Raw genomic sequence first — 26419 nt, 5'->3', positions numbered from 1 at the left:
TACAGCAGAATAATATTATCATTTTTTTGAATTAAATTCCAGTTTGATTTTTTCAATCAATTCTTCATAACAGGATTTGCATATATTCATTTGAGGTTTTGCTTCGTTTCCATTATACATTCTCTTAATCTTCTCATTATTCCAGTCATAAACATAGATTTCTTCTGTTTTATTGTACGGCTCTGATTTTTCGCCACCTTCCAATAAATACAATGTCATCATTCCATTAGTATTTTCGGTTATAAAGAATGGGATGTCATTTTTTAAGTATACTATAGTTCTTTTGTTCCATTCTCGATTGCTATTTCCAATACTTCCAATTTCTTCGTACTGAATCTTTACAATTTTCCTTTTTTCTTTGAAAATTTTATATTTTTTCTCATCTACACTATTTCCTCGATTGAAGTCAATTCCTCTTATATGAGTCAGACTGTCAATCTTCAAAGTTTTCAGGTTTTCAATTCGTTGATATTCTTTACGGATTGCTACATCGTTTTTTTGAGCATTTAAAATCGTTCCCGATGAGAGCAAAAAAGAAATTAATATAAAAAGTTTGTGCTTCATTGGTTTATATTTTAGCGGTTAAAGTAGTCAGTATCTTTTTAATTTTCGGGCATACTTGGTGAAGTATGTGTTTCACTTGGTAAACTGATTACTAAAACTTATTGTATGATTTATCCCTATATACTTAGATGATAAAATCACATAAATGGTTGGAAATAACAATTTATGGTCTGTTTTTAGACTTGGAAAAGTCGATAAGGTTAAATGAAATTGAACTTACATACGTTACTCAAAAACAGTACCACAATAGCCCTATTATAAACAAAAGGGGCATTTGCCCCTTTTTCTTTGTGTAAATTCTAGTGGGAAACTACACCACTCAGGTAAGTTACCCGATGCTACTGTTTTCTCTTTATGTTGTTCGCCGGAAAAGCGAAGGGTATAAGGTATTTTCATAGTGCCTGTTTTTATTCTGTTAAGAAATAAAAACAGCGTTTACATTTCTTAACGAAGATTAAGCAATGTCTTCATTGTCTTGTATTTAAAGTATCTGTTTTATTTGCCTGAAGCAATTAATTAAGAACAATGCAAGATAGTGAAAAATGCACTTTATACACCCAATGCAATGTGAAATTTGACCTGTTTTTTTATATAATCAATTTTAGCGCAGATGTGTTTTCGTATCAAAACGAGTTTAGTATATTTGTATCTGAAAATATAAAAATCTTAAAGTGTTTTTGCTTTAAGTCTCGATACTGAAAACTGGTAATTTTTGCGAACCCGAGACGATAAGTAGGAATACTCACGCTATAGGCGTGGGTACTCGCTTATTCGTGGTTCGGGTATACCAGTGCCCCAGTATCGGTAAGTGTTGTTGCCTGCGCTTCTTTTTTTGTGCAGGGCTGCTATATAACTTTAAAAATGAAATAATATGGGAACCAGTATTGCACAACAAAAAATTACAACGGTATTTATCAATGATAAAAGCCCAATTTTAGATTTGACCTGTAACGATCTTACAGGTTTGGGAATTGAAGTGTTATTCCGTTTAGAAAATATTGAGGACGGAATATCCCAACTATCAGCATTAAAGGACTTGCCTGATGTTTGCATCATTGACCTTGATTTTTACGACAAAAATGTATTAACACAGATTCAAAAATTAAAAAAGGAATACCCTTCTTTACATCTTATTGCCCATAGCGATATTGATGCTGAAAAAGTTGTAAGGGTTCTTATAGAAATAGGCTTTAGTGGGTATCTGCTGGTTGGTAGTGATGCTGACGATTTTAGAAAAGCTATTGAAACCGTTTCTAATGGGAAAAAATATTTTAGTGTGGGAGTTTATGAAATAGCAGGAAAGTATTTGCAGTAAATTTAATTTTGTAATTTGTATCTCAACAAAAAAACAAATAATTCTTTCCGTTTATGAAGCTTTTCCAGTTTATTATATATGTAGCAGACCAGAAGGTAAGTACAGACTTTTATCGCAAATTATTATTAAAAGAACCAACATTGGAAGTGTCTGGCATGACAGAGTTTGAATTGTCTTCTACACTGAAACTTGGAATAATGCCCGAAAATGGCATTGCCAAAATAATAGCAGAAAAAACCCAGCATCCTGCAAATGGAAATGGTATTCCCCGTTGTGAAATTTATCTTGTATTAGAGGATTTGCAACCTTATTATAAACGTGCCCTAGAGTTGGGGGCGGTTTTGGTTAGTGAGATTGAAGATAGAGATTGGGGGCATAAAGCCTGCTATTTTCGCGATCCTGACGGACATATTTTAGCCTTTGCTGAAGAGTTATAAAAAAACAGCACTATAGGTGCTGTTGTGAAAGTTATAAATCCAATCATCTTAAAGACTTGTAAGATTAAATGTTGTTGTAAGATTAAAAGTAACCCGTTTGGTAAGGTTATTTCCCTTATTTAAATTGTCACTTATATCATTTGCCTGAATCCCCAATCCAATAACAGGAGTTCTTATTCCTGTCTTTTCACTTTGTTTAGTCAAAAACAACAAGGCTCCTAAGTTATGAGCGGGTGTATTATTCCCAAATTCACTGGAATAATATAACGTGTAGCCAAACTTCATTTTGTTTTCATCTTCCTTAAATTCAGAAGGGCAACTTGTGTAAGCAATCCGGAATGGAAAACTTTCATATTCTTTATAATTCCCCATTCTACCATTTATGGTTTCGCTATATGTTCTCGATGTGCCGGATAGGGAATCTGTAATTGTTGCGAAATCTTTGATTTCTACCTTGTCTAATTTTGAATAATTGTTTTTTTGAGCATAACCGATCGAGACAGTCAATAAATTCTTCCCTGATAGTAAAGCGTTATAGTTAAAAGACAAGTCCAGCCCCTCAAATGTAAAGTCGTTAATTTGGTCTTTAAACAATGTATCAGATTTGAACAATGTCTGCTTGTTTACGTTGTAACCTGCTTTTAAAGTAAAGAAGTCTATAAACTTGGCATCTGCCTTATCCTTATCTGAAAATAAATGTATTTTAGAATAGGCAAGATTTATTGCAGTGCTGGGGTTAAAATTTCCTCCGGAAAAAAGAGTTGCTATTCCATCAGAGGGTTTTCCTTTTACACTAAGGGTTACAAACTGATTTGGTAATACACCATTTTTGTTTGGTAGGGTAAAAACTGATTTAAACTGAAGACTTTGTTCTGAGGAATTCAGACTTCCAAGAATTGCTCCATTATTGATGCCAATAGGGTTTAAGGTTATTTCGTCACCTTCAAGAGTTTCTAAAAATACCTGTCCGAATGATAGGGCAGGAAATAAGATAGTTATAGCTATAAGAGTAATGTTTTTTTTCATAAGTCAGCGGTTTGGATAATGGTTATTGATTTAGATGTTTCGGAATTGCCTTTATTGATAACACATTCCAACGAATCGTCAGCCTGGTCTTTAATTTTTACAGTCAGCTTTGCACTTGCTCCATTTTTTCCTTTACAAAACATTCTAACATCTAGTTCTCCTTCAATCGGATAATCAGGAAGTTCTTTAAAGAAAATCTTTTTTGATGCGTTGTAAGCCCATAGTCCTACTTCATCTGTTTCAAGGAATACTCTGCATTCAAGCATTGATCCCCAAATTTTAATTTCTAGTCGTAAATCTCTTGTTTTCATGATTCTCAATTTATAAGGTTATAAAAGTTACTAAGTTCAAACAGGCAATTAAAGACCGTTCTGGAATAAGCTAATATTAACGATTCTGACTTATAATCTATTACGGAAAACGAATTGGCGAAGCATTAGGCGAATTAATCTGAATTGACAATTCATGAAAAGAGTAACCTAAGAGGTTTCGTTAAGCTAACTTAATGAAAAAAAGGGATTAAGGGATATTTTCCAAGATGTAAAACACAAAATAGAAATTACTTCTGTCTATTCTTTAGATTATCGGTCAATGCTGCTTTATATAATTCAGGGTTAATATATCTATCAGTTGATAAGGCTGATAAATACATAGCTTTTAAATCTGTTACTATATCAGGATAAGTTTTATCAACACACCCAAGTAACAAGAAGCGAAATGAGTCAAATGAATATGAGTATTTGTCATCAGGATAAGCCCCACCCATATCAATATGTTTATTGTTTTGGGTTTCATAGAAACTTACAAGATTTCCAAAGTTTGTTTGGAAAATTTGTGTTAACTGGTTTTTGTCTGAAATTGAAAAATGTAAATCGTAAAGTTGCTTGAAAAGATTATAGCGAACTCTTATAAATTCCCTTTTCATATAGGGATCTAATTTTTCAATTTCTATAAATCTAATATCAAGAACCATTTTCCATTCAGAAAACCTGTCTTGTTTTAATTTATCGTTATTGGCGTCTGTAGCCACTTTTAAACGAAGAAGTCCTAAATAAGCTGCGATTGTTGCAACGGTTGCTGTAAATAATGCTTTGTATTGTCCAAAAGCAGATAGATATGTGTTAATCCCAACTGGTGAAAATGAAAGAATGTATTTGTCATGTAATAAACAATGAATTGCTACCAATGCAATTATAGACATAATCACTAAAATTATAATTATGGTCAAAAGTAGTCCGTTAAATATTCTTGTTCCAACTATCATTTCTAATATATCGTGTTTAAGATGGCTTATATTGAGAAAACAAACTGATTAAGCTTCCTTATAAATTAAGAAAATATGAATTTAGATCAAACATTGAAAAATGTGCTTTCTGTAAAGCTAACTTACAAAAAAAGTATAATATACAGATGTGAAAATGAAATATCAGACAATTTTAGTTAATTAATAAGCGACGTTCTTTTGCTTCTTTTCTTGGTCGCAATCTGAAAAGAAAAGAAGTCTGCTAAAACAACGATAGGGATATTGAATATCCCACGAAAATAATGTCGCAACCTGTTTGATAAAATGAAGAGGAAGGAATGGTGTGAATGGTACATTTTAGAAAAGTGGTTGCACCGATTTTAATCGCGAATAGGCGGTTCCGACCAACGGAAGGATGCGTCTTTTCGCCGCCCGACTTTGGCTGTCAGGCAACTTTTATCGGGTGGGTTCGGAAATCTTTCAGATTGTGAAAAAATCCTTTGTATTCGGTCATTCCCCTGCGAAACAAGTTCCAAAGTAAAGAACAACCCATTTGTGTCAATGATGAATTGATAAACAAATCCTGTTTTTCCAATGCTTCAGCAAGTGAGCAACTTGGCGTGTTGTCTTCCTGTTCGGATTGCTTCAGCAATTCCCCAAATTCATCGGTAACAAATGGCAGACTTGCCACCGTTTGGTATTTCTCTGAATTGGGTTGCTTTATCTCTCCAATAGTAGATAGTATCACTTGTCCTGTATCTTGGCTGTTCCCGAAGTCCAGCCAATATTTAGGGTCGTCCCTGTAATTTTTGCGGTAACTTATTTCTTTCAATATCTCTGCAACGCCAAACCTTGCCTTTACATTATCCACACAAGTAATGGTAATGATAGCCTTTGTATTTTCGGGCAATCTGCCAAATTTATCCTTTTCAAATTTTTGGGTTTCTGCTTTCCAATTTGTACCGATACAACGATTGATACGGTTTATCAAGGCTACGGATTTGTACAAGCCTGTTTCACTTTCAAAAAATCGCTGTCTGCCCAAATTCGCACTTGTGATAACATCATCATCCCAAAGGCGGACTTGTAGCCCTGCGTGTCCTAAAGCTATCAAACTCTCGTTTATCTCCATTAAGGCGGTCAATACTTTTGAACCTGTGCCACCTGCTCCGATAAGGTTTACCGAAATCGGGTTGGTCGGATTGAGTAAATAATTGTCCGTAAAATGGACTGCTGTTTTTGTCGTTTCCATTACAATAGGTGTTTAAGGGTTTTGTTATTCGTTTTCAATACCTCTGTAGGAAAGGGTTTATCTGTATTGACAAGGCTTTTCCAAAGGGTTACAATGTTCTTTTTTGTCAAATTTGCACTCAATGAATGACTGAAATAGCTGTTAAAAAAATAGTCTTCCCAAGCCTGTATAAATTCTTCTACCGAAGCGGAATTTTTAATGTCTATACTTACCGTTCCCATACATACATTGCCTTTTTCATAGATATTAAAGAACGGTGCGTGATGCAAAAGCGTTTTTGCCATTGGTCTTCTGTTGTTTGCCAAAGCAAATACGGTAAGACTGTTTTTATCTGCTAACCATAGCATTGGCGGTACTTGTGCCTTTCCGTTGGGTATCTCCAAACTATTCACAAAATACAGTTGTCTTTGTTGTGCTTTGGTGTACCATAATACCGTACCTTTTTCCGCATTGGGGTTAATGTGTAAAACATTGGTCGGTAAAATTCCCTTTGGCTTTAAAAAGGCTTGGTTCTTTTCATCATCGGTCTGTAAGGATTTTGCCAATACATTGGCTTCCCTTACGGTCAATGGGTGGGCGTTGATAGGATTGCCGTTCTTGTCCATATCAAAATGCTCCACATAGGTTGCGGTATCTGTTCCTATGGTTTCGTAGAAAACCAAAGCGGATTTTGGATAATACAATGTTCCAAAATTCTCGGTTATATCGTTTGTGTGGTTCATTGTCTTGTTGTTTTATAGTTATACAATAGGCTACATAAGTCGTCCAATACAGCAAAAAGTCGGTTTTCAAAATCAAGGCTTTCCTGTGTTACTTTACTTCCGTCAAAGGATTTGCTGATGCTTGGTTCTTCCATTATTCCGTATTCGTTAAACTCATTGTTTATGCTGTCCGAAAGATTTTCATAGAGCCAACCTTTTGTGTCTGCGATAAACGAAATGTACTTTTCCATTCCGATTGCTTCCTTGTCGTAATCATCGTCATAGGGGTCTTGTTCGGGCAATGGTGCGTTTCTGAAAATGCTTGCTTTGGGATATTCCGTATAAAGAGCAAAGGCGTTACAAGCCAACTGCCAACATTCTATTTCAAACACATCACGGCTTACAAAACTGCTTAAACGCTTTTCAAACATTTCTAAATTGATGCGGTTAAATAGTCTTTGTTCTATACAATCGCCTATCAATTCCGCTTTGGCAAATTCTCGCTTGTAGTATTGGGTTTCTTCCGTGTCATCGTCCTGTTCTACCCAATCTTTGTGCATTTCATACAACCAATACAAATAAGTGTTTTCCTGTCTGTAATACGGAATGTCGGCTATATGGTACAGATAACTACAAACCGAAACAAGCAACTGTGCCGACTTTTTCCGTTTCGGGTCTTTGAGCATTTTAAAGAGTGGCACAATAGGAATGTAATACAAGGTTGTACCTGTGTCATACCGTTCCTCACTTTTCAAAAACGCTTTCTTGCTGTCCTGTACCAAACGTAAACTATCCCAATTGATATGGGTACGTTTTAGTTTGGTTTCCATATCCCACATACCCAATACGATATTGTAGGGAAATGTAAATTCTTTAGATTGCATCGGCTCAATGTTGTAATGTTCGGCAAGTTTGGAAAGGGACTTATAAAAATCCCTCTCCGTTTTTGCTGATTTCTTACAAGCCTGTACGGATTGTTCCATTTTCAGTTTAGGCAGAAACGTACACTTTAGAATACCATTGGTAGCATTGCTATCGGTACGGATTTCTGTTTGTCTTTTCGTACTTGGTTTGCATCCTTTGGTCTTTGTAGCCAATTGGCGAACTCGCCCAACTGTCGGTGTAATTGCCGTTGGCGTTGCTGTTCGGGTATTGTGATAGTTCCCGATATGATGTTGCGTTGCATAATTCATCGTTTTAAATTTTGGATTAACCTTTCGTTCCCATTACGCTCTCGAATTTGTACTCTACCGCATCATCTTTTATCTGCGGTGCAGATGCTTTTGCCGTTGTGAGTATCGGGTACATATTGGCGTAAAAATTCATTACGGCTTCCACGCTCCAACGTGGTTCGGGGTCGGTCAGTCTGATGTCCTGTCCTTTATCTTTGAGTATAAACACTCGTTCTAATTGCGTTGCTAATAACATAATGTTCGTTTTTATTGTTAATACTCTGTTTCTTCTTCCGCTTCGTCAATAGGATAATCGGCTGTAACTTCTTCCTCTTGGCTCGGTTCGGGTTGCGGTTCTTCCGCTTCTCCGAAAAGGCTTGGTGTGGCGAATTTTGCAGACAATGCCGTTTTGCGTTTACGTATCTCGTCCGCCTTTTCGGGAAACTCGGTGATGTCGGGTACTTTTATCCACGCTTCACGGAATTTGCCCTCTTTTTCGAGTTCGTCAGCCTTTGCCATACCGTCTTTAAACTTCTTGTCTTTGGCTTCTTTTTCCTTTTTTGCTTTCTCGGTTTTTTCTTTCTCCATTGCCGATTGCTTTTTGACTTCCTCTATTTGTTTGAGAAATTTCTCCATATCCACCATAACGCCCGAAACGGTTTTGATAGGTGCTTTTATTTGCTCAAAAAATCCCTCGTCAAATTCCTGTGGTGTGGCGTTAAACGTCAATGGGGGAATTAGGTTTTTGGCGTTATCTCCGCATTGTTCGTTGTTGAGCAGTACCGATACGATAAGGTTGTTTTCTGCTCCTTTGGAAATGTTCAGTTGCAATACTCCTGTAAAGTCTAACTGTTGTATCTGATTAAAAAAATTGGTATTCATCGTTCTGAAATTTTAATTGTTATCTAATTGTTTTTACATAATCGTTATACCGCTTCGTTATATCCTTGCCCTTTCTGAAATTGTCTTTAGTATAACTGTAATGCTCTTCAAAAAACTTTACTTCTTTGGTAGTTAGGTCAATGGTGTAGCGGTAGGTTGCGTTGCAACGTCTTTCATCCATTGTGCAATGCTCAGATAGTAAAGCCATTTCCTGTTCGCTGTCGTCAAGCGAAAGAAGTGGCAATAGCAGTTGGTCTACGATATATCCCTGTTCGGGTGCTGAACTGCTGTCCGCAACGCATATAATTGATTTGCCGTTGCTCAATTTGATATGGAGGTTTGAACGTGTCATAATTGTTGAATTAATGGGGTTAATGGAAATTCTTCTGTCCAAAATTCTTCGCTCGTATGCTTTCCGTAAGCCTTGTACATAGCTGTTCCTGTTTTGTACATTACAAGCCTATAACAGTCCAATCGGTTTTCGGGTACGGAAAGGGTTTCTAATTCGTCCTTATCCACTTCCACGAATACCATAGGCTTATTTTCAAGCCATTTGTATAAATCGGGATTGTCGTCTTCGTCAGCCGTATAAAAATCTACTGCCGTATCGTAATAGTTCAGTGATTGTAAGAAGTAATCTTCTGCAAACGGCTTAACCATTTCAAGCCGTTTTTGCTGTTCCTTTTTCCAATCTTCGGTAATGTGGACAATGGCAAAACTGCAATTATCCCATTCGCTGTTAGTACCTGCTTTTAGCAGTAAATGTGCTGTTGGTTTATCTGATAGTTTCATTTTTAGATTGCTTTAAATTGTTACTTACTGATTTCTGCTATCTGGTCAATCCTGCCGTAAACAATGCTTCTAAGGCTTGTTTTGTCGGGGGAGTTGTATTCTGCCCAACTACCGTACTGTTTTACCACATAGGTTTTTAATACATCTTCAAACCCGAAGCGATAACCCTGCAAGGGAACGGCTCGTTTGAAGAAAGCATTACGGTTTACAGCTTCTGCAAGCCAGTTCTTTTCGGCTCGGTTCATCTTTTCGCCCTTGTTCAGTTTTTCCCTTAACAGATAGACCTTTGCATTTTGCAGAGTTTCTAATTCGGGAACATTGTGGCGGACAAACTTTGTGGCTATTACTTTTGTTTCCATTGTGTTTGCTTTTAAGATTGATAAATGGCGATTTTCCGTTCCAATAGGGTTTCCAATATCTCGTAATCGCTTTCGTATTCGTTGCCCTCAAAATGATAGGTGTCTGTTTCTTCATCAAACTCGTATTGCTCAAATTCTTCATCGTCCAAATAAATATCTGTGAGTAGCTTGTCAGAAAACATTGCCCTGCCACATACACCGTTACTTAATTCCTCATAGTCCTGTGTGAAATTCACGTTGTAGTGTTCTGCTATCGCTTGTACTACCTCAATATTGGGCGACCATTTTGTTTCATACTGAAATATGCCTGTAACATCATCGTCTTGGTAGATGTCGAAGAAATAGCCACCGTTACTGTCCTCTACGAAGTCGGGCAGTTGTCCGCAATTTTCTTCCTGTTGTTTTTCAGCCATTGATTTGAATAGCTGTTGTATCTGTTCGATTGCTTCGGGTTCTCCCTCGAAAACAACCGTATTACTGCACCAATTAGCCATAATCGTTTATTGTTTAAAGGTTATGAATGTGATTTTTCAGCGGTGTAAACGCCATTTACATAGTAGCCGAATGACTGCTCCCAAAGGCGTATTAAACCGTCTGTGTCTATGTAGAAATACTCCGTCCGATTGCAGTAGATAATATGTACTGTTTCGTCCTTGTGCTTCTTTTCAAGGCTCTTGCCTTTAGCCAATTCTTTTGCTTCCTCTATGGTTTTTGCTTTCATATCCTGCTGTTTTGTATCGTTATCAATCTTCACTATATCCACAATGGCACATTCGGGACAACCCTCTACGGTTGTTATCTGCTGTATCGCTCCCTGCTTTCCGCTAAGTGAAAATACTCTTAGCATTGTCGTACCTGTGTCGTGCTTCAGCGTTGCTTCATATATCTCTATTGTCATAGCTGTTGTTTATAGTAGGCTACCACCGTTTAAGGCGGTAGCCTGTGGTTATTTAATTAAGTTTGAAGATTTCCGCACCGTCCAAAGCAAATGAGGTACACAGTTCAAATGCTTTCTGCGATTTCAGTTGGGCAGTACCACCGAGTACAATGCTCTGTAGCTTGGCTTCATCGTTCTTGTAATTTCTTACGTTCTGATAGTAGCCTGTCACGGCGTTATACGCTCCGAACAAAGTGCCTTTTGTCGTGTTCATTTGTTGGGTATCGCTCATCATAGCATAGCTGAAAGCATCATCAACCACATTTTTGAACACGGTGGAAACTTCACCTTCCGCACCTTTTTTGAGTAGGTCAAGCGTTTCCTTATTCGGGCAAAGTGCCAATTGGATTAGCTTTCTTACTTCTCGGTCTGTAACCTTTACTTTCGTCCACTCGTTGAAAATGCCCTCTAATTGGTTGCTCAATGTGTTAGCCAATCCCATAATCTTGTGGGCGTTCTCGATGCGTTGCTTTGCTCCCGAAGTGTGTTTGATACGGACTACATTGGTCATACTGCGTAATGAGGCATTCAGCGTGTTTTGGCATACAATCCTAATGGGAGTAAAAGCGGCTGTGATACTTCCGCTACCATCGTGCGAAGTGGTAAGGAAAATATATTTTTCCGTTACATCATCGCCATTACCTACACGGATATAGTCGGGCAATTTGGCTGTGATAAAAATGCGTTCTCCGTTGCCCAATGCTCCTGCGGTTTCGTATAGAATACCTTCGCCACCGCCTACAATGGCATCAAAGAAATTAAAGGCTTCTCTATTTTGTACAATGTGGTAGTCCTTACCAACTACGCCCAATACAGCATTGTTATCGGTGCGTATGTTGGCGAAATAGTTAGGCACTTCCAATTCGCTACTACCTATCTCGATACCATTAGCAGTTTCGATAATGCCCGAACCTTTGGTAAATAGAGGGGATTTAACCACCTCATAATCTAACCCTGCGTGTTTTATGGCTTCCTCGCTCGTTGGATATTGTTCGACTATTTGCCCCAAACCGTGCCACGCTTTTTGCTGTACTGAAAAGAAACTGTGCTTTCCTGTTCTCTCGTTGAAATGAATGTTATGTGCCATAATGCTAAAATTTTGATGTTAAAAAATGATTGAATACTCTTTGTTAGAATGGTAGGTCGTCTTCTGTGCCTTTTCCTGCTGTACTGTTGCTTCCTGTTTGTGCAGTAGCCTGTACGGTTTCGGTTCTCTTGCCACCTCCATACAGTTTGATTTGTGAGGTATGGAAATTCAGTCCTGCTCTAGGCTCTCCGTCATTGCCTGTCCACGCTCTTGTGCTTACTCGTCCTGTGAGTTCTACCAAAGTGCCTTTTGTGAGTAATGTGGCTACCTTTGCAGAAATCCAATAAGAGCAGTCGAAATAGGTGGTTTGCTCTATGCGTTCGCCCTGTTTGTTTTTGTAGCTGTCATTTGTCGCTACTGAAAAGTTTACTACTTGTTTGTCCTGTGACGTTGTGCGTACTTCCGCATCTCTTGTCAGTCTTCCGATGATGTTCATAATCGTTCCTGTTTTAAAAGTTTTACATTTTGTTACGTTCGCTTTTCTCGTTCCCTGCTTCCTGTTGTGGTTTGCTCCGCTTCGCTTCGCATAATTTTTTCCAAAAGAAAAACCGGAAAAAAGAAAGCAGACTATTAAGGCGGTCAAGAGGAAAAGCCAAAAGGAAACGGAATAATTGGAGGGTACCTTTAGGGAGGAAACCGTTTATGCCGTAGTCTTTTGGCTGGGATTGAGCGTGGGTGACCGCCGTACTTTGGCTGCCTTTTTACCGGTTGATTATGGAAATATTCTTGTAATAAATTTTTGGGATAAATGACAAGGCTTTTAAAGCCTGTGATAGAGATTTGAAAAATATAAAGAGAAGAAAAAGCAGGGCTGTGTTTTTCAATTTTCTATTCAAAGAGTAGTCGTAAGCTCTTTTACTGCGAGGGGAACGTGAAAGGGGGTAAATGTGCTTAGGCTACAAAAAGTATGGGTATAAAAAAAGCAGGATCGTTAAATCCTGCTTAAACTTTACTACTGATTAGTATAATTTAGATAGCTAAATCTTCTTGCTCCATTTCAATAAATGCGGCTTCCATTCCTGCGAATTTTGGTGATACCAAATCCATATCCTTGCTAATTTTCTGACTTGTGATCTTGGCATAAATCTGTGTGGTAGAAATATTTTTGTGTCCCATCATTTTGCTGAGGCTTTCCAATGGAACACCTTCAGTAAGAAACATTGTTCCGAAAGTATGTCTTGCCGTGTGAAAGGTTACTTTTTGCTCTGTATTAATTTCTGCTTTTTCAATCAGTTTCTTAACGTGAGCATTACAGGTTGCGTTTGTCGGAACGGGGAAAATGAATTCATTTCGGGTAACACCCTGATATTTCTCAATGATACGTTTAGGGATTTCCATCAATCGAACATTGGATGCAATATCGGACTTCTGTCTTCGACTGATAATCCATTGATGCCCGTCAAAAAATGACTGTATATTACTTTGTTTCATTTTCTTAATGTCAACATAAGAAAGTCCTGTAAAGCAACTAAAAATGAAAATATCTTTTACCAGCTCATACCTTTTATGCTCCGGTTTGCATTTCATCAACTTTTCCACATCTTCTTTAAGAATATAACCCCGATCAGTTTCTTCCATTGAGATTTCATAATCTTCAAAAGGATTATCCCTTATCAAGCCTTTTTTAATAGCAAGTTCTGCCATACTAATAACCGGCATCGTATATACCCAAACCGTGTTATGGGCACACTGTTTATCATATCGCAGAAAAAAGTCGAACTCCCTGATAAAATCAGAAGTTAGCTCCCGGAAAGCCATATCTTCACGATGATAACGCTCCTTTATAAATTCGCAAAGATGATTGTAGACTGTAATATACTTATTGTAGGTGCTTTGAGAGCGTTTTTCCTTAGCTACTAATTTTTCAAATTCCTCATTGTGGATTTTAAAAACTTTTAACAGGGCATCGTCCATAACACCAACACCCAAGAATGAGAGTTTTACTTTTTGTGCAGTAGCAAAACCTTCATCCTTAAGCATTTCATCATAAATTTTATTTATACGCACTCGTATATTATCCAATTTAAGATTAATGCTTAGTGCCTGGGTACTTTTCCCTAATACTCTTCCGTGCTTTAGATCCCAATTATTAGGATTAATTTCTAATTTTGTACTAAAGGATTTGGGTGTTCCATCGATGGTTATGCGTCCCATAACAGGTACGTTTCCATTTTTCTTTGGTTCGTTCTTTTTCAAATAGAATAGCAGTTTGAACGTGGATCTTTTTTCCTTTTCCATAACTCAAATTTTAATGTTTAAAATTAATTTTTATTGAGTTACAAGGGTATAAGAAAAAGAACGCAAAGTTTTGAATTATAGACAGTTATAAGGCTGTCTAATTAAAACAAATCAGTAATGATTTAGTAACCTAACCTTGTCAATTTAAGGTGTAAACCTATTGTACAGAGTCTTCTAATTCTCACCTGTTATTTTATAAGCTGCTGTATAGCAAAGGTTTTAATCGTTTTGCTTATTTTTGCTATCTAATAAAGTTTTTTCAATAAAAATAATATACATTCAATTGATTTTAATTTTTTAGAAAATATTGCACCTAATTATTTTATGGTGCAAAAAGATTTTGGTGCTCAGAAAAAATATGATAATGGATTTAAATTGAATGAGTTATTTCCATTAAATAATGTTGGTATTGTAACTGCAAGAGATTCATTTGTTATTGATTCTGATAAAGAAACATTAATGAATAGAGTTAAAGATTTCTATCTATTAGATAAAGGTGAACTAAAGAATAAGTACCCAATTAAAGAAAATTCAACTTGGAAAATAGATGATATAAAGATTAAATCTAAAGAGTTTAATTCAGAATATATTACTACAATTTCATATAGACTTTTCGATCAAAAATTTATTTACTATAATGATTTTTTTATTGAACGCCCTAGAAAAGAAACAGCTAATAACTTCTTGAAAGCTAAAAATTTAGGGTTAACATTATGTAAACAGTTTAAATCAGGGGATACTTACCAACATATTTTTATATCAGATAAAATTATAGAAAGTTCTTTTGTTTCAAATAAAACAAGTGAAATAACTTCAATTTTCCCATTATATTTATACAACTATTCCATTCAAACCAGCATTGAAGAAACACCAGAACGCACCCCAAATTTAAACGTAGAAAGTGTAAACGAAATAGCAGATAAATTAGGCTTAATATTTACAAACGAAAAGGAAATTACAGAAGGGACTTTCGCACCAATAGATATTTTAGATTATATCTATGCAGTATTACATTCACCTACATACAGAGAAACTTATAAGGAATTTCTTAAAATAGATTTTCCACGTGTACCTTATCCAATAGACCAAAAACAATTTTGGGAACTTGTAGCTTTAGGAAAACAGATTAGAGAGATACATCTATTAGAATCTTCAGAAGTAGAAGATTTTATTTCTTCATATCCTGTTGAAGGTACTAACATTGTAGGTAAACCAAAATACGAACAACGTAATTATGTTGTCGAAGTAGATAGCATTTCAAATAATGACACATTTGAGCCAATGGGTAGAGTTTATATTAACGAAACACAATATTTTGATAACGTTCCACAAGTAGCTTGGAATTTCTACATCGGAGGATATCAACCTGCTCAAAAATGGTTAAAAGACCGCAAAGACATCGAACTTGATTTCGATGACATTATGCACTACAATAAAATAATTGTTGCTCTTACAGAAACAGACAGATTGATGAAAGAGATTGATAAGATATACTAGTCTAAATAATTCGATAATTGTAAATTTAATATTTAAAAAAAAATAAAATAGTCATGAAACCGCACATAAAAGATAAGATACAAGACTTAAAAGTAAATACAACTAAAGTTCAATTAAATTCTGGTAGGTTAAAAGAAATACCTTATAAACTTAGAATATGCAAGGAGTTAAAATATCTTGATTTATTTGGTAATTCTATTAATATCATACCAGATTGGTTTTACGAATTTAAGAATCTTGAAAATTTGAGTTTAAAGAATAATTACTTCAAAGATTTACCAATTATAGTATTTACAATAGAAAACTTAAATTGCTTTAACATATCTGATAATCAAATTTTAAAAATAACAGATCATTATTTTACAAGTTTAATGCGTATTGAAAAAGTAGATTTAAGCTATAATCAAATATCATATATATCTGACGACAAAATAACATATTCAAAATGCACTAACTTAAATTTAAAAGGTAATAAATTAGAACAATTCCCTATTGCTCTTAAAGATTGTAATAACTTGGAAAAGTTAGATTTGTCTGAAAATAACATTTCTGAAATTGATGATAATATTTTTGACAATTTAGAAAATTTAGTAGAGCTTAATTTAAGCTTTAATAATTTAACCTATCTTCCTACAAGTATCGGAAAACTAAAAAAATTAAAGAGATTAATTCTAAGCGGAAATAAAATTAATCATTTACCTGTAGAATTTGAAAATTTAGCTACTCTTGAATATCTTGACTTCGACAACAATCCAATCGGGAGAGTTCCTGTAGAAATTTCAGCACAAGGAGCATCTGGTATTATTAATTATTATCTGTCATTAGGTGATAATGAACAGTTGTTTGAAGCTAAATTATTGATCGTAGGACAAGGAAATGTTGGCAAGACTTTCTTAATGAATAGATTAGTAAGTAACGACACCCCAGAAACCTGTTCAACAGAAGGAATTGACATAAAAAATTGGGCTATAAAAACCCTATCCTCACCTAATTTTAGAGTAAATATTTGGGATTTTGGAGGGCAAGAAATCTACCATTCTACACACCAATTCTTTTTAACAAATAGATCACTTTATCTGTTAGTTTGGGAAGCAAGAACCGATCAACATCAAATAAGTTTTGATTATTGGCTAAATGTAATCAGATTGTTGAGTAACAATTCTCCTGTAATCATCGTACTTAATAAGATGGATGAAAGAATCGCTAATATAGATGAAAAATCTTTAAAAGCTAAATTTAAAAATATCGTATCATTTCATAAAGTTAGTGCAATAACAGGTCAAAATATAGACTTATTATCAGAAAACATTAGTAATGAAATTAACTCTTTACCACTAATTGGTGATAAACTTCCAAAAGTTTGGTTAGAAATTAGAAAAATTTTAGAATCACTACAATCAAATTATATTTCATTATCTGAATATTTAGGAATATGTAATCAGTGTGGTTTGTCTAATAAACGGGCGTTATTTTTAAGTCAATATTTTCATGATTTAGGGGTTTTCCTTCATTTCCAAGAGGATAGTTTACTTAGGCAAATTATCTTCTTAAAGCCAGAATGGGCTACAAATGCAGTTTATAAGATATTAGATTCTAAAGAAGTTATCCAAAGAAATGGTGAATTTGACCCAGAACTTTTAGATGCAGTTCTATTTGAATTTGAATCTGATAAGAGACCTTATATTGTAACATTAATGAAAAACTTCGAGTTATGCTTCGAAATTGATAAAAACATATTTCTAATTCCTGAATTATTAAAACCTGAAATAATTGATTTTGATTGGGATTATAATAACAACTTACGTTTTGAATATCATTATGATTTTATGCCTGCTGGAATTATGGCTAGATTTATTGTAAGAACAAGAAATCTAATTCATGACAACACATTTTGGAAAAATGGAGTGATTATTCAAAGAGAAAATACGAGAGCCCTTATCACTACAGATCAATATTCTAGAAAATTATTTATTTGGATTAATGGAGATAATGCATCTTTTCTATTAGAAATAATTCGTAAAGAATTAAATGACATTCATCAATCTTTAAACTATCATGACGTGCCTGAGAGAATTCCGTGTATTTGTTCTGATTGTATAAATTCTAAAACACCCCATTTGTTTAACTATTCGTTCGTTAGAGCAATTGGTGTAAGTAATGTTTTTAAAACAATTCCATGTGAAATAAGTTATACAGGAATTAATGTTCACAAACTTCTAGGTCTTTATCATATTGAAAATACAGAACATGATGACAACCCAATATATTCTCTGGATAAAATATTAACAGATATAATTGAAATTTCATCTAGAATCTTAGAAAGAAAATACCAAAAGAAAATTGAAGATCTATTTAACGATGATATCGTAGATCTTTTAAGAACGAAAGGACATAATGTTGCAGATCAAACTAGGTCTGGATCTTCAAGTTCTGGTATTAGTGCAGGAGAATTGGATATCATGATTAGAAGAAATAATGGTATACCTATCACAATATTTGAATGCTTTCGATTAAATAGTTGTGGTCAAAAGAACACTGTTGTATCTGATCATATAAACAAATTATTATCAAAATATGACACTCATTATTTGAAAAGAAAGTTTGTTATTGTTTTTGCTGAAAGCAACAGATTGGATAATTTATGGGCTAATTATACTAAATATATCAAAGAAATGGATTATGAAGACAAATACCCATATTCTGGTTTTGCTCTAAAAAGTGATTTACATAATAATATTGGAGCAATGAGGGTTGGAATATCAAGACATGAAAATAATGGTGATACATTAGAAATAGTACATATAATGCTAGATATGTTTAATAAAAAATAGCCCCCTAACCACCCCCTTAAAAAAAATAAACCCCTTCAATACAATGTATTAAGGGTTTTTTTTGTGGTCCCACCTGGGCTCGAACCAGGGACCACCTGATTATGAGTCAGGTGCTCTAACCAACTGAGCTATAGGACCGGCGTCAATTGTTATTAACGAGTGCAATATTACTATGTTTTTTTAGTATTTGCAAGCGTTCAGTAAATAATTTTCAATTTTATTTTATTTCTTGACACAGTTCTATTAAAACACCGTTTGTTGTTTTTGGGTGTAAAAATGCAACTAATTTATTATCAGCTCCTTTCTTAGGCATTTCGTTTAAAACAGTAAATCCTTCCTTTTTTAATCGTTCTATCTCCACAACAATATCTTCTACATCAAAAGCAATGTGATGTATCCCTTCGCCTTTCTTTTCTAAAAATTTTGCAATTGGCGAATCTGGATTTGTTGCTTCCAAAAGTTCAATTTTGTTGGGTCCGTTCATAAAGAAAGATGTTTTTACACCTTCGCTTGCAACTTCTTCTTCTTTATAAGCTGGCGTTCCCAATAGTTTTTCAAATAATTCATTCGATTCTTTTAAACTTTTTACTGCTATACCAATATGTTCAATTTTACGCATCATAAACTAAAAATTTTGTTTTTGTAAAGATAAATATATATCTGTATGAATTTTGTATTTTTGCACAATGGAAACAAACAGACAAAAAAAAATGGGGGCTTTACTACAAGCCGACCTGGTTGATATATTACAGGGTGAAGTTCGTAAAAACGGAATTTCTAATTTAATTATTTCAGTTTCGAAAGTAAGTGTAACTACCGATTTATCTATTGCAAAGGTATATTTAAGTGTTTTTCCAACTGATAAAGCTCCTGAATTGTTAAAAGCTATTCAATCAAACGCTCCATTAATTAAGCATGATTTATCGCAACGGGTTAAAAATCAATTAAGAAAAGTTCCAAATTTGGTCTTTTATATTGATGATAGTTTAGATTATATTGAAAAAATAGACACGGCTTTAAAAGGCGATGAAAACCCGATTGAAAACCGTGAGTTATTGGCTCATAGAAAGAAAAAATAAGTTTGAATACCGTTTTTTACATAGCCAAACGTTACGCTTTCAGTAAAAGCAGAACAAAAGCCATAAATATCATTACGCGAATTTCGGCTATCGGAATCATTGTAAGCAGTATGGCTTTGTTTGTTGTTTTGTCGGTTTTCAGCGGCTTGGAAAATTCGTTGGTTTCTTTCACTAATGTAATAGATCCTGATTTGGTTGTTCTTCCATCGAAAGGAAAAAGTATTACAGTAACTGTGAATCAACAGGAAAAATTAAAGTCTTTAAGCAAAATCGCTAATCATTCAAACATCATTGAAGACCGTGTTATTTTCACTTATGGCGATAAACAGATTGTTGCCATTCTAAAGGCTGTTGATAGTAATTATCCTAAAACAGTAGCAATTACAGAAAACATTCCGCACGGAAAATGGATACAGCCTAATACGAATGATGCTGTTATGGGTGATGTTTTAGCAAACGAACTATCGGCAGGAATGTATTCTAACGACAAGCTTTTAGAGGTTTTAGCTATGAAACCCGGCAAGGGCATGATTACGATGCCCGAAGATGCTTATGTTAAACTGCCACTTTACACAGCCGGAATTTACAGTCTTAACAATATTGAAACAGATAACAAGTATATTTATGCCGATATTAATGTTGGGAAAGATCTGTTGAGTTTTAAAGCAAACGAATTTTCTAAAATTGAATTTAAACTTATAAACGGAACTTCGGAAAGAGAATTAACTTCTTTATTGAAAGAAATTTTTCCGAACGAAATAATCAAAAATCGATCTCAATTAAATGAAGGTCTGTACAAAATGCTAAAAACCGAAAGTTTGGCAATCTATCTTATTTTTACGTTGATTATTATTGTCACATTGTTTTGTTTAACCGGTGCTTTAATTATGATTATTCTTGAAAAGAAAGATCATATTAAAACTTTGTATGATATTGGTTTTTCGCAAAAAAAACTAAAACGTATTTTTCTTTATCAAGGTTTGATTCTTTCTGTTGGTGGCGTTGTTATCGGATTAATACTTGGAATTACTATTACTTTACTGCAACAGCATTTCGGTTTTGTTAAGGCTAACGGGGATTTTCCTTATCCTGTTGTCTTCCGTTGGAAAAACGGAACAGTAGTTACTATAATTATCTTAATTTTAAGTATAATTGCTTCGTACATCGCTGCAAGTAGAATAAAAATTTTAATGAATGAATAAGTATTTTAATAATACTGCAAAAAAAAACTGGTTTTAAAACCAGTTTTTTTTATTATTTATCTCGAATAATTTGGAGCTTCTTTTGTAATAGTCACATTATGCGGGTGTGATTCACCGATACCTGATGCTGTTAACTGCACAAAACGAGCCGTTTCTTGCAACGTGGGAATATCTTTAGCACCGCAATAACCCATTCCGGCACGTAAACCACCAATAAACTGCGTCATTGATTCGTTTAACTCACCTTTGTAAGGAACACGACCTTCAATTCCTTCTGGAACCAGTTTCTTAACATCGTCTTCCACATCTTGGAAATAACGGTCTTTAGAACCATGTTTCATAGATTCTACTGAACCCATTCCACGGTATGTTTTAAATTTACGACCTTCGAAAATAATGGTTTCACCCGGAGATTCTTTTGTTCCTGCCAACATAGATCCTAGCATAACACAGTCTGCACCTGCACCTAATGCTTTAGGAATATCACCTGTATAACGTAAACCACCATCGGCAATAACCGGAACTCCTGTTCCTTTTAAAGCAGCAGCAACTTCCATTACAGCAGAAAATTGAGGAAATCCGACACCTGCAACAACTCGAGTTGTACAAATCGATCCCGGACCAATACCTACTTTAACGGCATCTGCACCTGCTTCAGCCAAATACAAAGCAGCTTCGGCAGTAGCAATATTTCCTACTACTACATCAATTTCTGGAAATGCAGCTTTAACCTCTTTCAAAGTATTTACCACTCCTTTTGTGTGTCCGTGCGCTGTATCAATAATTAATGCATCAACACCTGCAGCAACCAACGCCTTTGCACGATCAACCGCATCGGCAGTTACACCTAAAGCAGCAGCAACGCGTAAACGACCAAATTTGTCTTTGTTTGCGTTTGGTTTTAAGGTTAGTTTGGTAATATCGCGAAAAGTAATTAAGCCTACCAATTTATAATCGCCGTTTACAACTGGCAATTTTTCGATTTTGTTCTCTTGAAGAATTTGTTCCGCATCTGCAAGCGTAGTTCCTTCTAAAGCAGTAACCAATTTATTAACAGTCATTACTTCTAAAATAGAACGTTCGTTCTTTTTCTCGAAACGTAAATCTCTGTTTGTTACAATTCCCTTTAAAATCTGGTTTTCGTCCACCACAGGAATTCCGCCAATACCATTCTCTCTCATCGCCGTTTTCGCATCGCCAACAGTTGCGTTTAAAGGCAACGTTACGGGATCAATGATCATCCCCGATTCTGCACGTTTTACTTTACGCACTTCCTGTGCCTGTTGCTCCACCGTCATGTTTTTGTGTAAAACGCCAATTCCGCCTTCGCGAGCCATAGCAATTGCCATAGCACTTTCTGTTACGGTATCCATTGCAGCTGAAATCACAGGAACGTTTAAGGTAATGTTTCTAGAAAATTTTGATTGAATGCTTACTTCGCGCGGTAATATTTCTGAGTAAGCAGGTATTAAAAGTACGTCGTCATAGGTTAATCCTTGTCCGACAATTTTAGTTGTATGTGCCTTCATGTTGCAATTGTAGTTGAATTGCATGCGAATTTAATGATTTTTCGCGATATAATAAAATTTTAATGATAAAAATTAAATATCTTCAAGGCTTCGTTATAAGCAGCTTCAAAAGAAGTCATCTGAACGTTGGTTGCAGCTTTGTTTGCCGTAAAATAACTCAACATTTTCTCGGTTGGCATATTTCCTGTTAAATCGTCTTTTGCCATTGGGCAGCCTCCAAATCCTTTAATTGCTCCATCAAAACGAATACATCCGGCTTTGTATGCAGCATCAACTTTTTCGAACCAAGCATCGGGAGTTGTATGCAAATGTGCACCAAATTCGATATTAGGATATTTCGGTATCAAATTAGAAAAAAGATAATCAATATCTTCTGCAGTGGAAGATCCAACGGTATCAGAAAGTGATAAAATTGTCACTCCCATATTTGCCAGTTTTTCTGTCCATTCCCCAACAATATCAACATTCCAAGGATCGCCATACGGATTTCCGAACCCCATTGAAAGATAAGCCACCACTTCTTTATTGGTTTTATTGGCGATTTCTAAAATTTCTTGTAAGGTAACGATAGATTCTGCAATAGTTTTGTGCGTATTACGCATTTGAAAATTCTCTGAAATAGAAAAAGGAAAGCCTAAATACTGAATTTCGTTATGAACCGATGCCATTTCGGCACCTTTAGTATTTGCAATTATAGCCAGTAATTTTGTTTTGGTTTCCGATAGATCCAACTGTGCCAAAACCTCAGCAGTATCCTGCATTTGCGGAATGGCTTTAGGCGAAACGAAACTTCCGAAATCTAACGTATCAAAACCACAACGCAACAACGATTGAATGTATTGAACTTTTTGTTCGGTAGGAATAAACATTTTAATGCCTTGCATGGCATCGCGCGGACATTCTATTATTTTTACTGGCTTCATAAGTTTCAAAGATAATAGAAAGATAAAATATCTGCAAAAAAATAAACAATTAATGTTTACCTATTTAATCCACATAAATACGATAAGTGCAATAAAGATAGCTATCTGAAAATAATTCATGTAACCTTGTACGTATTTGTTTTTCATTAAGAATTTGCTGACGTATCCGCTTAAAACCGCTATCAAACAAAATACAATCAATGCCTGCAACATAAAAATACTGCCCAAAGTATAAACCTGCATTTTAATGTTTCCTAATTCGGGATGTAAAAACGAAGGAAATAACGACAAAAAGAACAGCATTATTTTCGGATTCAGAATGTTCATTATTAAACCTTGCTGAACCTGTTGAAATACATTAGTTCTTGAAATTGGTGCGTGATCAACACTAACCGCAATAGGTTCAATTGGAGCTTTATATAAAAGGTAGATGATTCGAAGCAAATACAACGTTCCGAAAACTTTTATGGCAATAAAAAGCCACGGAATAGCTACAATTAAGGTTGATATTCCAAACGCCAACAATGTGGTGTGAAACAGCAAGCCCGAACTTAAACCAATTGCGGTTGCAATACCAAATTGTTTTCCTTTGGCTAAACTTGTCGATAAAACATACATTATATCGGGTCCCGGCGAAATGGTTAACGCCAGACTTGTTAAAAAGAACGATATAATGGTTTCTAACGTCATTAACTGCGCTTTAAAATCGCTTGGTTAATTTCTTTAATCAACGCCGGTCCTTCGTAAATAAAGCCTGTATAAATTTGAACCAATGCTGCACCAGCATCTAATTTTTCTAGCGCATCGGCAGCGGAATGTATTCCACCCACACCGATTATAGGAAACGATTTATTGCTTTTTTCTGATAGAAAACGAATGACTTCAGTTGATCTTTTAGCTAATGGTTTACCTGACAATCCGCCCATTTCTGTTTGGTTTGCAGATTGTAATCCATCGCGTGAAATGGTGGTATTTGTAGCAATCACACCGGCAATTTTGGTATCGTTTATAATATCGACAATATCCAGCAACTGCTCATTGGTTAAGTCGGGCGCAATTTTTAAAAGAATTGGTTTTTGTTTTGGTTGCTGAAGATTTTTACTCTGTAAAGCTGATAACAATTCCGTCAACGGTTCTTTGTCTTGCAACGCACGTAAATTCGGCGTATTTGGCGAACTTACATTCACAACGAAATAATCAACATACGGATACAACGCTTCAAAACAAATCATGTAATCGTTTACGGCTTCTTCGTTTGGAGTGACTTTATTTTTACCGATGTTTCCACCAATTAAAACACCTTTATTCTGCTTTAAACGTTCAATTGCTAAATCAATTCCGCCATTGTTAAAGCCCATTCTGTTGATAATTCCAAAGTCTTCTTTTAAACGGAACAAACGTTTTTTAGGATTTCCCTCTTGCGGTTTTGGGGTAATGGTTCCAATTTCAATGAATCCGAAACCAAACGCATCCAATTCATTATAAATTTTTGCATCTTTATCTAATCCCGCAGCCAAACCAACCGGATTTTTAAATTTCAAGCCAAAAACTTCTCGTTCCAATCTTTTATCGTTTACCTGATAAATCGATTTAAAAACCGATTTCATACCCGGAATAGCGTGCATGGTTTTTATCATTGAAAAAGTAAAATGATGCACTCTTTCTGGATCACATTTGAATAAAAGCGGACGAATTATTGACTTGTACATGATTGTATAATTTAAAGCTTTGCAAAAGTAGTTTTTTTGAAATCAAATTAAAAGATTTAATAATTGAAAGATTTAAAAAGGCTGTCTATTTATAAAAAAACCTACAAGATTATTGAAATCTTGCAGGTTTAAACTTTAAACTTAAAAATTACTCACAACCATCAATTGTACACGAATTTCCTTCTGCTGAATTATTTGCGTTGGTTTCATTGTACGTTTGCGTTAAAGCATCCACAAACAAATCTACAGGTTGTGCACCCGAAAGTGTGTATTTATTGTTCAATAGAAAAAATGGAACACCGGTAACTCCAATATTTCGTGCTTCTAAAATATCCTGCTTTACTTCGTAATCAAACGAATCGGAATTTAAAACAAAGTGCGCCTGATCGGTATCCAATCCTAATTCTTCGGCAATATTTACCAAAACTTCGTGATTGGCAATATTTTTTCCGTCAGTAAAATAGCTTTTAAACAACAATTCTTCTGCTTCATTTGCTTTATTGCTTTTTTCAGCAAAATGGATCAGTTTGTGTGCTGGAAAGGTACTTGCAACAATGGCATTTTCCATATTAAAATCAATTCCCGTCTGTATGCCCATATCTTTTATACGCATTTGCATTTGTTCAATCTGTGCAGCGGGCATTCTTTTGCGTTCGTCAAGGTATTCGTTAATTGTTTTAGAACCCGATATTTCCTTCAATTCCGGATCTAACTGATAACTTTTCCATTCAACTTCTACCTCATCTTTAAAAGGAAGTTTTTCTAAAGCTGCTTCAAAATTTTTCTTTCCTATATAACAAAACGGACACATAATATCCGACCAAATCTGTACTTTCATTTTAATTAGTTTTACTCAAATTTACAGCTTCCATATTAATTTTAGATGAAATTTATGCCAAATATTTCTGCTGAAAAATAAAAGCGTAATTTTGACTGTTGAACGAAATAAACCCTAAATAATTTGAAAAACCGAGGTGTTTATGATATATTTGAAAAAATCACAATAAAAGTAAAAATCTATGAAAACTCTACGCATTAAAAACATGGTTTGCCCACGATGTATTATGGCTGTTGAAAAAACACTTGAAGATTTGGGATATGATGTGAACGATGTGGAGCTTGGACTGGTAGAATTTCACGATCCTATTTTGCAGGAAGACCGTATTAAGATTGAAGCAAAATTAGTAGCACTTGGATTTGAAATTTTAGATGATAAGAAAAGTCAGACGGTTGAACGTATTAAAAATCAAATCATTGAATTGGTTTCTAAAGATATGAACGATTTAACCATTACGCTTTCTGAATATTTGGCAAGTAAGCTACAAACGGAATATCATACGTTAAGTTCACTTTTCTCAACACAAGAATCGCAGACGATTGAACAATACTACATTCTTCAAAAAATAGAAAAGGTAAAAGAATTGCTAGTCTATGATGAATTAACCTTGAGCGAAATTGCCTACAAAATGAATTACAGTTCGGTTGGACATTTAAGCAATCAGTTTAAAAAAGTTACCGGCTTGGCTCCTACCCACTTTAAAGAAGTAAAGATTTCTAAAGAAGAAGTTTTACAAAATACCGAAACTAAATAAAACCTCTTTTACAGAGGTTTTATCTTTTTATTTAGCAGTTTACAAAATTATA

Annotated in this window: 30 protein-coding genes and 1 tRNA gene; 7 read left to right on the top strand and 24 right to left on the bottom strand. The window is 34.9% G+C overall.

The window, feature by feature from the left end:
* Nucleotides 1–18: 18 nt before the first annotated feature.
* Nucleotides 19–564: a hypothetical protein gene (locus tag EG242_RS05340; RefSeq protein ID WP_124898870.1), complete on the bottom strand. Its 546-nt coding sequence runs from the start codon at nt 562–564 to the stop codon at nt 19–21.
* Nucleotides 565–1435: 871 nt separating this feature from the next.
* On the opposite strand from EG242_RS05340, the gene EG242_RS05335 reads away from it, so the two are divergent.
* Complete coding sequence (locus EG242_RS05335; RefSeq protein ID WP_124898869.1) at nt 1436–1879, top strand: response regulator; 444 nt, start codon at nt 1436–1438, stop codon at nt 1877–1879.
* Between the two features lie 53 nt (nt 1880–1932).
* Nucleotides 1933–2316 carry a VOC family protein gene (locus EG242_RS05330; protein WP_124898868.1) on the top strand — a complete coding sequence of 128 codons (384 nt, stop codon included), beginning with the start codon at nt 1933–1935 and terminating at the stop codon, nt 2314–2316.
* Between the two features lie 48 nt (nt 2317–2364).
* Here the strand turns inward: EG242_RS05330 and EG242_RS05325 are convergent, their stop codons facing one another.
* The 16 genes from EG242_RS05325 to EG242_RS05250 form a co-directional block, all read right to left on the bottom strand.
* Nucleotides 2365–3342: a hypothetical protein gene (locus tag EG242_RS05325; protein WP_124898867.1), complete on the bottom strand. Its 978-nt coding sequence runs from the start codon at nt 3340–3342 to the stop codon at nt 2365–2367.
* Nucleotides 3339–3608 carry a hypothetical protein gene (locus tag EG242_RS05320; RefSeq protein WP_124898866.1) on the bottom strand — a complete coding sequence of 90 codons (270 nt, stop codon included), beginning with the start codon at nt 3606–3608 and terminating at the stop codon, nt 3339–3341. The genes EG242_RS05325 and EG242_RS05320 overlap by 4 nt, the downstream gene beginning before the upstream one ends.
* A gap of 293 nt (nt 3609–3901) precedes the next feature.
* Nucleotides 3902–4606, bottom strand: a complete 705-nt coding sequence (locus tag EG242_RS05315; protein WP_124898865.1) for a hypothetical protein — start codon at nt 4604–4606, stop codon at nt 3902–3904.
* Between the two features lie 424 nt (nt 4607–5030).
* A complete protein-coding gene (locus EG242_RS05310; protein ID WP_124898864.1) occupies nt 5031–5837 on the bottom strand; it encodes a PRTRC system ThiF family protein in 807 nt (268 codons plus the stop codon).
* The gene (locus EG242_RS05305; protein WP_124898863.1) at nt 5837–6559 is read right to left on the bottom strand and encodes a PRTRC system protein B; all 723 of its coding nucleotides are present in this window, start codon (nt 6557–6559) and stop codon (nt 5837–5839) included. Before EG242_RS05305 ends, EG242_RS05310 begins: the two co-directional genes overlap by 1 nt.
* Nucleotides 6556–7731: a hypothetical protein gene (locus tag EG242_RS05300; RefSeq protein ID WP_124898862.1), complete on the bottom strand. Its 1176-nt coding sequence runs from the start codon at nt 7729–7731 to the stop codon at nt 6556–6558. The genes EG242_RS05305 and EG242_RS05300 overlap by 4 nt, the downstream gene beginning before the upstream one ends.
* Before the next feature lie 16 nt (nt 7732–7747).
* Nucleotides 7748–7966 carry a PRTRC system protein C gene (locus EG242_RS05295; protein WP_002978317.1) on the bottom strand — a complete coding sequence of 73 codons (219 nt, stop codon included), beginning with the start codon at nt 7964–7966 and terminating at the stop codon, nt 7748–7750.
* Nucleotides 7967–7983: 17 nt separating this feature from the next.
* Complete coding sequence (locus EG242_RS05290) at nt 7984–8592, bottom strand: PRTRC system protein E (RefSeq protein ID WP_124898861.1); 609 nt, start codon at nt 8590–8592, stop codon at nt 7984–7986.
* A 19-nt stretch (nt 8593–8611) separates the two neighbouring features.
* Nucleotides 8612–8800, bottom strand: coding sequence for a hypothetical protein (locus tag EG242_RS15045; RefSeq protein WP_235831874.1), 189 nt, complete (start codon nt 8798–8800; stop codon nt 8612–8614).
* 140 nt (nt 8801–8940) lie between these two features.
* The gene (locus EG242_RS05280; RefSeq protein ID WP_124898859.1) at nt 8941–9384 is read right to left on the bottom strand and encodes a hypothetical protein; all 444 of its coding nucleotides are present in this window, start codon (nt 9382–9384) and stop codon (nt 8941–8943) included.
* Between the two features lie 20 nt (nt 9385–9404).
* Nucleotides 9405–9743 (bottom strand): molybdenum ABC transporter ATP-binding protein, encoded by a 339-nt coding sequence (locus EG242_RS05275; protein WP_124898858.1) that lies wholly within the window; start codon nt 9741–9743, stop codon nt 9405–9407.
* A gap of 11 nt (nt 9744–9754) precedes the next feature.
* Nucleotides 9755–10237: a DUF1281 family ferredoxin-like fold protein gene (locus EG242_RS05270; RefSeq protein WP_124898857.1), complete on the bottom strand. Its 483-nt coding sequence runs from the start codon at nt 10235–10237 to the stop codon at nt 9755–9757.
* A 20-nt stretch (nt 10238–10257) separates the two neighbouring features.
* Nucleotides 10258–10641 carry a hypothetical protein gene (locus tag EG242_RS15040; protein ID WP_235831873.1) on the bottom strand — a complete coding sequence of 128 codons (384 nt, stop codon included), beginning with the start codon at nt 10639–10641 and terminating at the stop codon, nt 10258–10260.
* Between the two features lie 52 nt (nt 10642–10693).
* Nucleotides 10694–11767, bottom strand: a complete 1074-nt coding sequence (locus EG242_RS05260; protein ID WP_124898856.1) for a DUF932 domain-containing protein — start codon at nt 11765–11767, stop codon at nt 10694–10696.
* Nucleotides 11768–11810: 43 nt separating this feature from the next.
* Complete coding sequence (locus EG242_RS05255; RefSeq protein ID WP_124898855.1) at nt 11811–12203, bottom strand: single-stranded DNA-binding protein; 393 nt, start codon at nt 12201–12203, stop codon at nt 11811–11813.
* A gap of 533 nt (nt 12204–12736) precedes the next feature.
* A complete protein-coding gene (locus EG242_RS05250) occupies nt 12737–14005 on the bottom strand; it encodes a site-specific integrase (RefSeq protein ID WP_124898854.1) in 1269 nt (422 codons plus the stop codon).
* A 324-nt stretch (nt 14006–14329) separates the two neighbouring features.
* Here EG242_RS05250 and EG242_RS05245 point away from each other — a divergent pair, with 324 nt between their 5' ends.
* Both EG242_RS05245 and EG242_RS05240 read left to right on the top strand, forming a co-directional pair.
* Nucleotides 14330–15502 carry a type ISP restriction/modification enzyme gene (locus EG242_RS05245; RefSeq protein WP_124898853.1) on the top strand — a complete coding sequence of 391 codons (1173 nt, stop codon included), beginning with the start codon at nt 14330–14332 and terminating at the stop codon, nt 15500–15502.
* Between the two features lie 53 nt (nt 15503–15555).
* On the top strand, nt 15556–18333 hold the full coding sequence (locus EG242_RS05240) for a COR domain-containing protein (RefSeq protein WP_124898852.1): 2778 nt from the start codon (nt 15556–15558) through the stop codon (nt 18331–18333).
* A gap of 64 nt (nt 18334–18397) precedes the next feature.
* On the opposite strand, the gene EG242_RS05235 is transcribed toward EG242_RS05240, so the two are convergent.
* Nucleotides 18398–18471, bottom strand: a tRNA-Ile gene (locus tag EG242_RS05235).
* Nucleotides 18472–18550: 79 nt separating this feature from the next.
* Nucleotides 18551–18952 (bottom strand): methylmalonyl-CoA epimerase, encoded by a 402-nt coding sequence (gene mce / locus EG242_RS05230; protein WP_124898935.1) that lies wholly within the window; start codon nt 18950–18952, stop codon nt 18551–18553.
* A 67-nt stretch (nt 18953–19019) separates the two neighbouring features.
* Between mce and rbfA the strand changes: the two genes are divergently transcribed.
* A complete protein-coding gene (gene rbfA / locus EG242_RS05225) occupies nt 19020–19412 on the top strand; it encodes a 30S ribosome-binding factor RbfA (protein ID WP_124898851.1) in 393 nt (130 codons plus the stop codon).
* Nucleotides 19413–19414: 2 nt separating this feature from the next.
* Nucleotides 19415–20614 (top strand): ABC transporter permease, encoded by a 1200-nt coding sequence (locus EG242_RS05220; RefSeq protein ID WP_124898850.1) that lies wholly within the window; start codon nt 19415–19417, stop codon nt 20612–20614.
* A gap of 56 nt (nt 20615–20670) precedes the next feature.
* Here the strand turns inward: EG242_RS05220 and guaB are convergent, their stop codons facing one another.
* The 5 genes from guaB to EG242_RS05195 all read right to left on the bottom strand — a co-directional run bounded on the left by guaB (nt 20671) and on the right by EG242_RS05195 (nt 25613).
* Nucleotides 20671–22143, bottom strand: coding sequence for an IMP dehydrogenase (gene guaB, locus EG242_RS05215; RefSeq protein WP_124898849.1), 1473 nt, complete (start codon nt 22141–22143; stop codon nt 20671–20673).
* Nucleotides 22144–22202: 59 nt separating this feature from the next.
* Nucleotides 22203–23066, bottom strand: a complete 864-nt coding sequence (locus EG242_RS05210; RefSeq protein ID WP_091525706.1) for a hydroxymethylglutaryl-CoA lyase — start codon at nt 23064–23066, stop codon at nt 22203–22205.
* A gap of 60 nt (nt 23067–23126) precedes the next feature.
* A complete protein-coding gene (locus tag EG242_RS05205; RefSeq protein WP_124898848.1) occupies nt 23127–23756 on the bottom strand; it encodes a LysE family translocator in 630 nt (209 codons plus the stop codon).
* Nucleotides 23756–24775, bottom strand: a complete 1020-nt coding sequence (locus tag EG242_RS05200; RefSeq protein WP_124898847.1) for a quinone-dependent dihydroorotate dehydrogenase — start codon at nt 24773–24775, stop codon at nt 23756–23758. Before EG242_RS05200 ends, EG242_RS05205 begins: the two co-directional genes overlap by 1 nt.
* A gap of 148 nt (nt 24776–24923) precedes the next feature.
* Nucleotides 24924–25613, bottom strand: coding sequence for a DsbA family oxidoreductase (locus tag EG242_RS05195; RefSeq protein ID WP_124898846.1), 690 nt, complete (start codon nt 25611–25613; stop codon nt 24924–24926).
* Between the two features lie 181 nt (nt 25614–25794).
* Here EG242_RS05195 and EG242_RS05190 point away from each other — a divergent pair, with 181 nt between their 5' ends.
* Complete coding sequence (locus tag EG242_RS05190; protein ID WP_124898845.1) at nt 25795–26367, top strand: AraC family transcriptional regulator; 573 nt, start codon at nt 25795–25797, stop codon at nt 26365–26367.
* Nucleotides 26368–26419: the final 52 nt, after the last annotated feature.

This window comes from Paenimyroides viscosum, assembly GCF_003858535.1.
Taxonomy (GTDB): Bacteria; Bacteroidota; Bacteroidia; order Flavobacteriales; family Flavobacteriaceae; genus Flavobacterium; species Flavobacterium viscosum.
The sequence above is the reverse complement of the archived record's forward strand: the minus strand, read 5'-3'. Positions and strand labels throughout refer to the sequence as shown.

What these genes read in the sequence shown, in the direction of transcription:
- EG242_RS05340 (WP_124898870.1), bottom strand. Translation starts at nt 564, where the DNA reads ATGAAGCACAAACTTTTTATATTAATTTCTTTTTTGCTCTCATCGGGA.
- EG242_RS05335 (WP_124898869.1), top strand. Translation starts at nt 1,436, where the DNA reads ATGGGAACCAGTATTGCACAACAAAAAATTACAACGGTATTTATCAAT.
- EG242_RS05330 (WP_124898868.1), top strand. Translation starts at nt 1,933, where the DNA reads ATGAAGCTTTTCCAGTTTATTATATATGTAGCAGACCAGAAGGTAAGT.
- EG242_RS05325 (WP_124898867.1), bottom strand. Translation starts at nt 3,342, where the DNA reads ATGAAAAAAAACATTACTCTTATAGCTATAACTATCTTATTTCCTGCC.
- EG242_RS05320 (WP_124898866.1), bottom strand. Translation starts at nt 3,608, where the DNA reads ATGCTTGAATGCAGAGTATTCCTTGAAACAGATGAAGTAGGACTATGG.
- EG242_RS05315 (WP_124898865.1), bottom strand. Translation starts at nt 4,606, where the DNA reads ATGATAGTTGGAACAAGAATATTTAACGGACTACTTTTGACCATAATT.
- EG242_RS05310 (WP_124898864.1), bottom strand. Translation starts at nt 5,837, where the DNA reads ATGGAAACGACAAAAACAGCAGTCCATTTTACGGACAATTATTTACTC.
- EG242_RS05305 (WP_124898863.1), bottom strand. Translation starts at nt 6,559, where the DNA reads ATGAACCACACAAACGATATAACCGAGAATTTTGGAACATTGTATTAT.
- EG242_RS05300 (WP_124898862.1), bottom strand. Translation starts at nt 7,731, where the DNA reads ATGAATTATGCAACGCAACATCATATCGGGAACTATCACAATACCCGA.
- EG242_RS05295 (WP_002978317.1), bottom strand. Translation starts at nt 7,966, where the DNA reads ATGTTATTAGCAACGCAATTAGAACGAGTGTTTATACTCAAAGATAAA.
- EG242_RS05290 (WP_124898861.1), bottom strand. Translation starts at nt 8,592, where the DNA reads ATGAATACCAATTTTTTTAATCAGATACAACAGTTAGACTTTACAGGA.
- EG242_RS15045 (WP_235831874.1), bottom strand. Translation starts at nt 8,800, where the DNA reads ATGGCTTTACTATCTGAGCATTGCACAATGGATGAAAGACGTTGCAAC.
- EG242_RS05280 (WP_124898859.1), bottom strand. Translation starts at nt 9,384, where the DNA reads ATGAAACTATCAGATAAACCAACAGCACATTTACTGCTAAAAGCAGGT.
- EG242_RS05275 (WP_124898858.1), bottom strand. Translation starts at nt 9,743, where the DNA reads ATGGAAACAAAAGTAATAGCCACAAAGTTTGTCCGCCACAATGTTCCC.
- EG242_RS05270 (WP_124898857.1), bottom strand. Translation starts at nt 10,237, where the DNA reads ATGGCTAATTGGTGCAGTAATACGGTTGTTTTCGAGGGAGAACCCGAA.
- EG242_RS15040 (WP_235831873.1), bottom strand. Translation starts at nt 10,641, where the DNA reads ATGACAATAGAGATATATGAAGCAACGCTGAAGCACGACACAGGTACG.
- EG242_RS05260 (WP_124898856.1), bottom strand. Translation starts at nt 11,767, where the DNA reads ATGGCACATAACATTCATTTCAACGAGAGAACAGGAAAGCACAGTTTC.
- EG242_RS05255 (WP_124898855.1), bottom strand. Translation starts at nt 12,203, where the DNA reads ATGAACATCATCGGAAGACTGACAAGAGATGCGGAAGTACGCACAACG.
- EG242_RS05250 (WP_124898854.1), bottom strand. Translation starts at nt 14,005, where the DNA reads ATGGAAAAGGAAAAAAGATCCACGTTCAAACTGCTATTCTATTTGAAA.
- EG242_RS05245 (WP_124898853.1), top strand. Translation starts at nt 14,330, where the DNA reads ATGGTGCAAAAAGATTTTGGTGCTCAGAAAAAATATGATAATGGATTT.
- EG242_RS05240 (WP_124898852.1), top strand. Translation starts at nt 15,556, where the DNA reads ATGAAACCGCACATAAAAGATAAGATACAAGACTTAAAAGTAAATACA.
- mce (WP_124898935.1), bottom strand. Translation starts at nt 18,952, where the DNA reads ATGCGTAAAATTGAACATATTGGTATAGCAGTAAAAAGTTTAAAAGAA.
- rbfA (WP_124898851.1), top strand. Translation starts at nt 19,020, where the DNA reads ATGGAAACAAACAGACAAAAAAAAATGGGGGCTTTACTACAAGCCGAC.
- guaB (WP_124898849.1), bottom strand. Translation starts at nt 22,143, where the DNA reads ATGAAGGCACATACAACTAAAATTGTCGGACAAGGATTAACCTATGAC.
- EG242_RS05210 (WP_091525706.1), bottom strand. Translation starts at nt 23,066, where the DNA reads ATGAAGCCAGTAAAAATAATAGAATGTCCGCGCGATGCCATGCAAGGC.
- EG242_RS05205 (WP_124898848.1), bottom strand. Translation starts at nt 23,756, where the DNA reads ATGACGTTAGAAACCATTATATCGTTCTTTTTAACAAGTCTGGCGTTA.
- EG242_RS05200 (WP_124898847.1), bottom strand. Translation starts at nt 24,775, where the DNA reads ATGTACAAGTCAATAATTCGTCCGCTTTTATTCAAATGTGATCCAGAA.
- EG242_RS05195 (WP_124898846.1), bottom strand. Translation starts at nt 25,613, where the DNA reads ATGAAAGTACAGATTTGGTCGGATATTATGTGTCCGTTTTGTTATATA.
- EG242_RS05190 (WP_124898845.1), top strand. Translation starts at nt 25,795, where the DNA reads ATGAAAACTCTACGCATTAAAAACATGGTTTGCCCACGATGTATTATG.